This is a genomic window from Bradyrhizobium sp. RDI18 (assembly GCF_043203335.1).
GTDB lineage: Bacteria > Pseudomonadota > Alphaproteobacteria > Rhizobiales > Xanthobacteraceae > Bradyrhizobium > Bradyrhizobium retamae.
In genome coordinates this window covers 7,023,836-7,032,965 of record NZ_JBICRN010000008.1, presented here as the reverse complement: position 1 = coordinate 7,032,965, position 9,130 = coordinate 7,023,836, and the positions used below count along the sequence as shown (strand labels likewise).

11 protein-coding genes and 1 pseudogene are annotated in these 9,130 nt (G+C 60.7%); 2 read left to right on the top strand and 10 right to left on the bottom strand.

Annotation, left to right across the window (positions count from 1 at the left end; all coding sequences use genetic code 11):
• Positions 1-132: 132 nt before the first annotated feature.
• Positions 133-1,443, bottom strand: a complete 1,311-nt coding sequence (locus ACFXS9_RS42960; protein WP_392687367.1) for a nitrate/nitrite transporter — start codon at positions 1,441-1,443, stop codon at positions 133-135.
• Between the two features lie 266 nt (positions 1,444-1,709).
• On the opposite strand from ACFXS9_RS42960, the gene ACFXS9_RS42955 reads away from it, so the two are divergent.
• Positions 1,710-2,042 (top strand): hypothetical protein, encoded by a 333-nt coding sequence (locus ACFXS9_RS42955; RefSeq protein ID WP_392687485.1) that lies wholly within the window; start codon positions 1,710-1,712, stop codon positions 2,040-2,042.
• Between the two features lie 341 nt (positions 2,043-2,383).
• Here ACFXS9_RS42955 and ACFXS9_RS42950 read toward each other — a convergent pair.
• From ACFXS9_RS42950 to ACFXS9_RS42910, 9 genes and pseudogenes are all read right to left on the bottom strand, one after another.
• Positions 2,384-4,137: pseudogene (locus ACFXS9_RS42950) on the bottom strand (relaxase/mobilization nuclease domain-containing protein).
• A 415-nt stretch (positions 4,138-4,552) separates the two neighbouring features.
• A complete protein-coding gene (locus ACFXS9_RS42945) occupies positions 4,553-5,068 on the bottom strand; it encodes a S26 family signal peptidase (protein ID WP_392699679.1) in 516 nt (171 codons plus the stop codon).
• The gene (locus ACFXS9_RS42940) at positions 5,065-5,529 is read right to left on the bottom strand and encodes a DUF2840 domain-containing protein (protein ID WP_392699677.1); all 465 of its coding nucleotides are present in this window, start codon (positions 5,527-5,529) and stop codon (positions 5,065-5,067) included. Before ACFXS9_RS42940 ends, ACFXS9_RS42945 begins: the two co-directional genes overlap by 4 nt.
• A gap of 514 nt (positions 5,530-6,043) precedes the next feature.
• Positions 6,044-6,925 carry a replication initiator protein A gene (locus ACFXS9_RS42935; protein ID WP_392699675.1) on the bottom strand — a complete coding sequence of 294 codons (882 nt, stop codon included), beginning with the start codon at positions 6,923-6,925 and terminating at the stop codon, positions 6,044-6,046.
• 21 nt (positions 6,926-6,946) lie between these two features.
• Positions 6,947-7,225, bottom strand: coding sequence for an AlpA family transcriptional regulator (locus tag ACFXS9_RS42930; protein ID WP_057837518.1), 279 nt, complete (start codon positions 7,223-7,225; stop codon positions 6,947-6,949).
• A gap of 124 nt (positions 7,226-7,349) precedes the next feature.
• The gene (locus ACFXS9_RS42925; protein WP_392700321.1) at positions 7,350-7,622 is read right to left on the bottom strand and encodes a DUF2285 domain-containing protein; all 273 of its coding nucleotides are present in this window, start codon (positions 7,620-7,622) and stop codon (positions 7,350-7,352) included.
• A 98-nt stretch (positions 7,623-7,720) separates the two neighbouring features.
• On the bottom strand, positions 7,721-7,879 hold the full coding sequence (locus ACFXS9_RS42920; RefSeq protein WP_392699673.1) for a hypothetical protein: 159 nt from the start codon (positions 7,877-7,879) through the stop codon (positions 7,721-7,723).
• Positions 7,880-7,928: 49 nt separating this feature from the next.
• Positions 7,929-8,060: a transcriptional regulator domain-containing protein gene (locus ACFXS9_RS42915; protein WP_392700319.1), complete on the bottom strand. Its 132-nt coding sequence runs from the start codon at positions 8,058-8,060 to the stop codon at positions 7,929-7,931.
• A 220-nt stretch (positions 8,061-8,280) separates the two neighbouring features.
• Positions 8,281-8,559, bottom strand: coding sequence for a DNA -binding domain-containing protein (locus ACFXS9_RS42910; protein WP_392699671.1), 279 nt, complete (start codon positions 8,557-8,559; stop codon positions 8,281-8,283).
• A gap of 105 nt (positions 8,560-8,664) precedes the next feature.
• Here ACFXS9_RS42910 and ACFXS9_RS42905 point away from each other — a divergent pair, with 105 nt between their 5' ends.
• Positions 8,665-8,946 (top strand): helix-turn-helix domain-containing protein, encoded by a 282-nt coding sequence (locus ACFXS9_RS42905; RefSeq protein ID WP_392699669.1) that lies wholly within the window; start codon positions 8,665-8,667, stop codon positions 8,944-8,946.
• The last annotated feature ends 184 nt before the right edge of the window (positions 8,947-9,130 follow it).

The window sequence follows — 9,130 nt, the reverse complement described above, 5'->3', positions numbered from 1 at the left end:
AAGAACGGACCTGCTCAGGATGCCCCGTCATGTCTTAAGCGCATTGGTTCTAGCATTCCCATCGTTCCTGGCACGTCATACAAAGGCAACCGCTACGTTTATGCGGCTCAGACTTTCGGCGGCACCGTTCTCTTATCGCGTGCTCTCGCGATCCTGCACGCCGCCTACCCCAAGTTCGAATGCGTGCAGCGGCTTGAGGGAGAATGCATCAAGTTCATGCCGCTCGCCTCGTCGCGTCAGAATCCAAGTTAGCACAAACCAAACTCCAGCTACGATCTGGAGGCCGATGTTGAAAGCAAACGCAGTCTGGTAAGCTATCTCAGGATAGTGCCCATTTGTGGGAGTCCAAAGCTGAACCAATAACCCCGTCATATATTGCACGACAAACGCGCCGCCGATGTGGAAGACGTTCAGCGCTGCATTGGCCCTGCCCGCCAGCTCCTTGGGGAAATACTCGGCCAGGATCGCGTAACTGAGGACAGTTCCAGCACCGACTGCCGCCACGACGATCCACGGGACATACGAGGGGAGCGGCCATCGCAGGATCAATGCCAACTGAGCCGCGATGAACATCACGGCGACAAGACCCAACAGCGGCCGCGGTCCAATCCCACGTCGGCGCGCCCGATCGACCGCAATGCCCCACAGAAGCCCGCCCAAACTCAATGCGATAGCCATGATGAGCAAATGCCAGAGTAGTCCCGACCGGTCGAGGCCCTCAACATCGCTGAGCCATGGCGCCGCCCACAGTCCCTGCAACGCCCATGCCGTCCCGATGCAGGTGGCCGAAAGTGGAGCCAGGCGCCAGAAGTGTGGATCGGCATAAACCGTCTTTAGACTAATGGGGGTTGGTCTGCCCCCCACCGACATAACTGCCGGTACCTCTGGGACAGCAAGGTAGATGACAAGAGCGCATCCGGCCGAGACGATCGCGAGCAGCTCAAATAATGCTCGCCAGCCCATCGAGACCAGCAGAAATTCCGCAGGCAAAGTTGCCGTCAGCGCGCCCAGGGCTCCCAGCATAATCATCAGGCCGTTGAGCAGTGGGATACGTTCGCAGGGAAACCAGAGCACGAGGGCCTTCAAGCCGGCCGTCAATGATGCGGCCACACCAAGGCCGATCAGTGCTCGGCCGCCGAGGAGCAGCCAAAAATTGTCCGAGACGGCAAATAGCGCTGCACCCACAGCCGCGGCAACCATCACGGTACCCTGGATCAAGCCCGGACCATATCGGTCCAACAGGATGCCGATCGGAATCTGAGCAGCCGCGAAGGTCAGGTAGTACACAGACGTAAGTAGACCTAGATCGCCGGCGCCGAGGCCAAATTCCGCAGTCAAGGAGCCGGCGACCGTCGCGTTGATAGTCCGGAACAGAAATGAGAGATAGTAAGCGGCAACGAACGGCAGGAACACCCGCAGAATCAGGCGCCAGCTTTCTGTCAAGTCGCCGGCAAGTCGGCGTCGAGGTCGCATGGCTGGGCGGTCGAGACCGTAGTTGCTGTTCGACCGATCCTTGGTGAGCAGCTGTCTGCCTTGCAACAGGCCTAGTGCAGAGGCAATCCTGCCTTCCCTGGAAAGTTAAACAGGCTGCCGCCCTCCCGGACGGCACTGGAGTGCTCTAATTCGATGCCAACCGTGTTTGATGCGCGGAAATCTGGCTCATGGGTTGAGAAGCACTTTTCCGACGTTCCCTCGCACGGGCCACGCGAATGAGCCTCGCGTTTCGGTGTGCTGAGCCGATCCATCGTCTCCTGCATGAGCGATGTTCCCAACCGAACGCGTCGCCCGACCTGCGCGGCAAATTCGTCGAAACGCTCGGACCCAAGTACGCAGGCAGCACGTTGGTCCGCTGCGGGAAGCACTGGCGTTACGGCGAGATGGAAGCGCGCCTGAAGGGCCACAGTCTCATTAACGATTCTAAGACCGCGATCGAGCTCTTCAAGTTGGCGGCTCATAAGGGAAAGGCGACGGTCTACCGGGATGTTGTTGGTTTCATCATCCGAACCGAGGAACTGAGCGAGGGCGGCCTCAACGAGCGCTGATTTGGTGGCGCCGGGACGCTTGGCAGCTGCCGCTAGCCGCGCGGCCATTTGCTCCGAGAGGTAGACGCCAATTCTGGGCTTCATCGTTGGACCTTCTAACGTTGCTTCCAGCAGTGCGGCCCTGAAGCAGACCCGACGCGCTGAACGTTGGCCATCAAAGGGTTCCTCGCGACCCTGAGCAACCGCTCAATCGCAACCATCGTGTGTTCGGATAGATTGTCGTACAAAAGCCGATCGAGATTGCATGGTATCTGACCGGCAGCGCGAAGTGCGATTGCGTTCAACCGATTTCACATCAAGCGCCTCGTCCGCTGGCGCGGAAGTGCTGGGCAGCCCACCAATCAGATTCCCAGGCCAATTTTCCTTCCAAAGCTCCAGGTCACCCCGCCTCCGCGTGCCGCGACCCCGAATACCTGTCGATCGAGATGCTGCTCCAATGCTGGCCGCCAGGGGACGAGCTGGAATCCAAGTCCGTCGTCAATCATGGCAAACCGGCCTGACGCCAGCGTTACGCGCTGACGATAGACGCCCACGATGCGTTCACCCTCCGACGAAGGAGTATGCGGTAACGCCGTCTCGGCCGAGAGTCTTGCAACCGTAGCATCGAGCTCCCGCCGCCTTAGCGTGTTGAGGAGATCGCGGGCAAAGATGACCCTGGCTCCCTGCCGCCGCGCAAGGCCCTCGCCTGCGAGATAGTCAACCCGACGGTCCATGGCTTCGCGCACTTCGGATCCAAAACCACCGCTCGCGAAGATCGAATCCCGCGCGAGTAATTGCCGGTCAATCCAGGTCGCTCCCGGCGCCGTGACCTGGGCCTCAATACTGAGATCCGATCGGGTGGCGAGCGAGAGACGTTTACGGCCCTGCGCATCGTCGTAAGACCGTGCCTCCACGATCGCGCCGGGCGCGGCATCGCCGGTCATTTCGATATCGGTGAACCTGACGTGATGCGTTCGTCCATCGATTCCCTCGACGATTGCATAGGCCGAGCCTTTCAGTTCGTCATGCAGTCCGCGCTCGACCAGCCGGCCGAGCACCGGATCTGTCGGTACCTCGCCGTGCAAGGTAAAGCCGGAGACATCCGGCTCGCGGCCACGAACGCTCATCGCCCGATGCATGGTCTTGATGACATCGCCGCGAATCGAGAGGTCACGCAGCTTGTCCTCGATACCAGGCTTCAGCGTCCAGCAGCCGGGTGCAACTTGATCGGCAAGACCGAGACGCTCCAACCTGGCTGCCCGGCCGACCATCAGGCGGCGGAGGCTTAAGTCTTCGCCTGACGCATTTGGCCGAAGGTCCGCCACGCCGGCGCCCTCGTCGGCGGCGACACGCAGCGCCCGATCGAGGCTGGTCCAGCGTTCGGCCGTAACCTCCCGTTCCAGGGCGGACTGGATGTCTCGCTCGCTGCGCGGCCCGAGCTCGAGCGTGACGCGCTCGGCCGCGCGATCCCGAAACCCGCGGCTGATGTAATCCCGACTGATGACCAGATCCTGGCTGTCCTCCGCGCGGCCGCGGATCAGGACATGAATATGTGGATTGTCGGTGTTCCAGTGGTCGACCGCAATCCAGTCCAGTTTGGTTCCGAGATCCCGCGCGACGTCAGTCATCAGCTCGCGGGTAAAGGTGCGGAGGTCGCCGAGCTCGGCGGCATCCTCCGGAGAAATGATAAATCGAAAATGATGGCGGTCGTCCTCACATCGTTCAGCAAAGGCGCGCTCTTCCGCCGCATCCGACGTCGCATCGAACATCCGGGCGTCCGTACCGTCACGCGTCACGCCCTCGCGCTTCAAATAGGTGATGTGCTTGGTCAGCGGTGCCGAGCGAAAGCGCGTGCCGTGGTGACGGACCACGCGCGCCTTCATTACCACGCGCCGCGAGGTCGAGCGGAGGACAAGGATAGCGCGGCACGCCGGCCTCGTCCGAAGTGCGACCGGCTCGCTCCACCTTTACCGCGCCCAAAACCGTCGCCGACATGCCCGGCCTTCTTGGCCGCTCGCATGACCTGGCCGACAAAGCTCTTCGGACGCGAGGAACTACGTCCGCTGTCGCGAATGCGGCCAGGGCGAACACGAAGGTCATTGTCGCGCTGGCTCATGATGGTTTCACCACAAACTCGCCTTGGCCGACGGCTCTCGCTGCGCTGATTTCCTTGACGATTTGGAATGGAGCGACGGCTTGATCATTCTCGCTGCCTCTTAAAACCTCATCTCCACCAACCACATGCGCCCGGCCGAAGGCGGCGCTTTTCCCTTGCCGTCCGTGGCTCGTCTGATCGTGCTCCCTTCTCCTCACAGTCCCCCGTGCGAAAAGTCCCGACAGCACGCGATTGAATACGACACCACCAATTTGCCGACAGCCGACTCTTGGCGACTTGCTTGCGACTTGGCCAAGTGGTCCACTCCGACGGTCACGCGATGCCGCGGCCCTGCTAGCTCTGGCCGGGAAGGAGGAATGCGGCTGTATCCGACGGGTTAGAGGCGCGCCTATTTGAGAGCGTGAGCAACACACGGTTAATTCTCTCCATCCGTCCAGATCGGCAGCGCGCGGGCGATGATTGCAGAGGCCGTGATGGGTCCGAAGTAGCGGCCGTCCAGCGAATCCGACGACTGCCAATTCATGAGGAAGACGTCATCTCGCGCGACGACGCGGCAGCCCTGCCAGATCGGGAGGGGACGGCCACGCCTGTCGCGATCGAGCGCCTCGCCAAGTCCAATTCCATCGACGGTAATGGTGAGGCCATTCCTGCAAACCGTTTGCCCGGGGAGTGCGAGGACGCGCTTCAGCATTGGCACGCCGCGCGGCAGATAGCTGCCCTCAGCAAGGAAAGCAGCAAGCGGCTCCGGCGGCAGGACTGCAACCAGTTCGGTGACAAACAGCGTGTCGACGGGCTGCAGGCGATAGAGCCCAAGCGGGGTACTCTCTGAGGCATTCCAGACGTACAGGGCAACAGGCTTCGCGCAGATCACCGAGGTCAGCAAGGCGACCGAGCCGAACATCGTCAGGAGCGTCATCATCCGGTGTTTCATGGCGCGATCTTCCGGCGTTGAAGCCAGATCTGATGCCGCGACCGCGTGTAGAACCTCGGCGCTTCTCCGACGGACAGGCGGTTGTGTGCGTGATGCCAGTAGTCAGGCGCTGCGTCGGCAGCATTGATGCCGAGCGCCTCGACGGCGTCAATCAATTGCAGCACCCGCTCGACTTTCGGCCAACCGGAGAGCCGCAGCAAAATATCGCCGCCTGGGCGTACATAGGGCACGGTTGCGCAGCGCTGGCCCGGCGTAACGGCACGCAAGATATCGATCTTTGAAACGACGGTTCCGTAGTCGCTGGACGTCCAGCGCACGAAGGCAAAGATGCTGCCCGGTGCAAATGAGACGACACGACGTCGTCGATCCAGTATCTGTTCGGCCGCCACCCGGCCGAACCGAATCCAGTTCTCGATCCGCTTCTCAAGCCACAGCAGTTCAACATGCGTGAGGTCGCTCATGCAGTTCCTCCGCCGTCATGGAGGATTTCGATCGTGAATAAGTCGCCATGCCCGATGGCAATGCATATTCCGCGTCCAAAGGATGCGATCTTGGAATGGTCGCGCAGGCCGGACGCAATCGATGACGAATTTGCTCTGCCGAATCGAAACACAGACAGGGTGCGCCATGCGCCCAGCTCCGCCGACTGCAGCAATTCCCTTGGAGGGCTAAACCATTGCGAAGCACGATCGGCGCCCAACTCAGCAGTGGTCCAATTCCGGGGTCGCGAACCGTCTTTGCTGCAGCGATGGCCGGTCCGCGCCCCTTGGTGTGAGTTCACGAACGCCCGCTTACCAACAGGCCGGAAAACGCGCGACCTCGTTAGAAGGAATCCGAAGGATTCCAGGTTAGTAAAGTTACGACCGCGGCAAGTCGTTGAGTGCCAAGACGTTTCATCCGATTTTGGTCCCCGATAACACGAGGATCGGGTCCCCGTTGGCACGTCGGTTGTCGTCCCCAATAGCACGAACTGATTCACAGGTTTTCCCCCGGGCGAACATTCAGACCGCGCTTGCGCAGACGCGCCGCAATAGGATCGACGGCAATCGGCGTAAAGGCCAGACGCTCGTCGCCGCGCAAGCCGCGCTCAATGACGAGTTGGTAGCCCGGCAATGTCTGACGGCGGACGATCTCGCGCAGATCATAGGCAAAATGTTTGAGCGGCGAGAGGCTGCCGGATTTGGCGTGGAGATGAGCAAAGTCGAAGCTCCAGCCACCCTTCTGGCTGCCGCCGTGCTTGCGAACAACGCGATAAAGCCAGCGTTCGAGGCCACCCGTCAGGTCGAAATACGCCCGGTCGATGGTGAGCACGAGCGCGTCATCCAGCACACCAGCATAGAACCAGTCCGGCAGAATCAGCTCCAATCCGCGGGGCCGGCCGTGCACGTCGGCTGTCTCTTTCCATTCATTGATCCAGGAGAATCGGTGCCGCCGCCGATCGGTGGATTGACGGATCGACGTCATGACAGTGGTCGATTGCAGCCGGTCGAGTGCGGCCTTGAGACGGTCGTAGTCCCGAACGCTGGTGCCGCGACCAACGAATGTCAGAATCTCATACGGCGTTGCCGCCATCAGGCGGGAGGTCTTCAATCCGCCGTCGCGGGCCCCGACAATCTGCGACGCCGCCCAGATCAAGACGTCAGCGTCCCAGATGGTAGCCATGCCATGCTCCGGCACGGCTTCGACGCGAATGGCAACTTTGCCGGCGCGGAAGTCGATGGGAACGACTCGCCTGGATTTAGCGAGGGAGAAGAACGGATAGGCCATCAAATCCTGCGCATCGCGTGGCGCGAGATCGCCAGACAGCGCCTGGAAGAGACTTAGCTGTTCCCGTTCAGAGATGTGTCTGCGTCGCATCGAGATAATCCCTAGCGACGTTCAGCGACGCGGCCGGCCGGCATACGGTATGGGCGCATGCCGCTTAGCCGGCAGCACGGTGCCTGCACCGGGATCCGAGGTCGAAGTCTTGGCGCCGCGATCGGCCCAGGCTTTCAGGTCTTCCAGCGCATAGACGACGCGTCCCCCGAGCTTCCGATAGGCGGGACCCGTGCCGTAGGTTCGGTGCTTTTCCAGGGTCCGCCCGGACAGACTGAGAAATCGAGCAGCTTCTGGCGTCCGCAGATATCGCTGCGGCAAGCCGGCGTTCGGATCGGGCATTTGTGTGGCTCCGTGATCGTTTCGAGCGCGACCGCGTTGGGTCGTGCGTTGACGGTCACGATGGCGGAGTAGAAAGGCTTAGAGGGATGCCGAAGATGCGGGGGCGATTTTCGGCACCCCTGCCCTAATCCTTGCGAGATGGTGGACGAAGCAAGGCGCGATAGCCGCCACCCATCAAGGCTAAGCCAGCCTGCACCAGGCGGATGGTGCGGCTGCGCAATTCGTGAGTCTTCCAGGCGCTTTCCGGGATGCGTTTTCGGCCGAACAGCACCTCGGCGATCACGCGATAGGAGGCGCCATCTATGTGACCATCGAGCGCTCGCAGCGCCAAGGCCAACCGTTCGCGCCGCTGTGCCGAAAGCTGATGGAAGGGCGGTCCTGACGGACGACCGTTGATGGCTCGCCACAGCCGATGTGAGGCATGCGCGCGGATCTCAAAATCTGGATCGAGCGGTAATTCGGCGGCATAAGAGATACCCAGCTGCGGAGCCTCTTTCAGCCAGAGGTGATGTTGCGCTCCTGAATGCGCAACACGGCATGCCAGCCGTCCGATGCCTGTTTGATGCTGCCCGATGCAAGCTCGGCAAGCGGTAGCATCGCGCCGACGCCTTGCGCGGCCGACACGTTCCGAACGATCGGCAGCACGGTGGGCAAGGCCTCGGGTGCCCAGAAGATCGTTTGTTCGTAGAAGGACCCCTGCGGGTCATGAGCGAAAGCAGACGCCCCATCTCCTTCTGAATTCGGACGTCACCCGCCCGCCTTTCGATCGAGCGTTGCGGTAAGCCATTCGATAATTCGTACTCCGCCGGAGTGACTCCCAAGCGAAATCTGCCATCTCCCCTGATTCAATGGCTTGCCGATACGCCTCCGGTGAGCGCCAGTCGATCTCAGACACTACTCTGATCCCCTGCCGTACAACGATTACGGCCTATCTCTATGAAGCCTGGAGTTTTGGGGAAGTCAGCAATTGTGCATTGCGTGATGCCTACAGGCGATCACGCCGTCGGCGGGAGAATTCTGTTCTAATTACGAAATGCGAACGATAGTTTTCTTCGCTACTCGGTCGTACCACCGCGAAGTAAGTCGCGGTAGCCGTGGTCTGCCATCCATCTTGCTCGTGCCAAGTGACTGTCAAATGCCTTGCGGGCGCGCACCGGCTCGCGATCCGGATCGATGTGCAGCACGATTCGAGCCACTTCTTTCCAGTCGGCGCCAGCGGCTTCGGCATCGAGAAGCCGCCAATAGGTCACCAAATGCTGTTCGTCATAGGTTGTCAGCACCGACTCATTCGGCGCCACGTCCGCAACATCTGGATCTAACGCCGGCTGTTTCATGTAAGCCTACGCGCGGACTTCGTCGACTGCATTCGAGACGAACTTACCGAAATACTAAGGCTATAGCCAGTGGTTTGATGGCCTACCAAATGGCTGCTTTGACGCATGAAAGCTCGTGCGCTTGTGGCCTGGAATGTGCGCCGGATCCGCGTGGATCGCGGCATTCCGCAAGAGCAATTGGCGTACGATGCCGGGATTGACCGTTCATACATGAGTGGTCTTGAGCGGCAATCGGAGAACCCGACAATTGACCTTCTCGATCGAATCGCCGGTACGCTGGATGTTCATTTATCCGAGTTGTTCGTTCAGCCGCCCAAAGGAGCAACGACGCCCAAGCCTTTGCCCAAAGGTCGCAAGCCGGGGCGCCCGCGTCGCAAGAAGAAATAGCACTGCTCACGCGAGGTGTCAGCCACGTCGATAACATTTTTTGCCTGATGAGAATCCTGTAGAGATCGCGCAAGGCCCAGCAAAAGGAATGAGGAGCCTAGTTCAGGCGCGGATCTAATTGGCGCCGTTGGGGAGCCATATTGCGCGGTTGTAAAGAAAAGCCCCGCCCGAACAGGTCGGGCAG

Bases quoted from the DNA above. Each gene is read 5' to 3' on its own strand.
- ACFXS9_RS42955 (WP_392687485.1), top strand. From the start codon at position 1,710: ATGAGCCTCGCGTTTCGGTGTGCTGAGCCGATCCATCGTCTCCTGCAT.
- ACFXS9_RS42945 (WP_392699679.1), bottom strand. From the start codon at position 5,068: ATGAAACACCGGATGATGACGCTCCTGACGATGTTCGGCTCGGTCGCC.
- ACFXS9_RS42940 (WP_392699677.1), bottom strand. From the start codon at position 5,529: ATGAGCGACCTCACGCATGTTGAACTGCTGTGGCTTGAGAAGCGGATC.
- ACFXS9_RS42935 (WP_392699675.1), bottom strand. From the start codon at position 6,925: ATGCGACGCAGACACATCTCTGAACGGGAACAGCTAAGTCTCTTCCAG.
- ACFXS9_RS42930 (WP_057837518.1), bottom strand. From the start codon at position 7,225: ATGCCCGATCCGAACGCCGGCTTGCCGCAGCGATATCTGCGGACGCCA.
- ACFXS9_RS42915 (WP_392700319.1), bottom strand. From the start codon at position 8,060: ATGGCAGATTTCGCTTGGGAGTCACTCCGGCGGAGTACGAATTATCGA.
- ACFXS9_RS42910 (WP_392699671.1), bottom strand. From the start codon at position 8,559: ATGAAACAGCCGGCGTTAGATCCAGATGTTGCGGACGTGGCGCCGAAT.
- ACFXS9_RS42905 (WP_392699669.1), top strand. From the start codon at position 8,665: ATGAAAGCTCGTGCGCTTGTGGCCTGGAATGTGCGCCGGATCCGCGTG.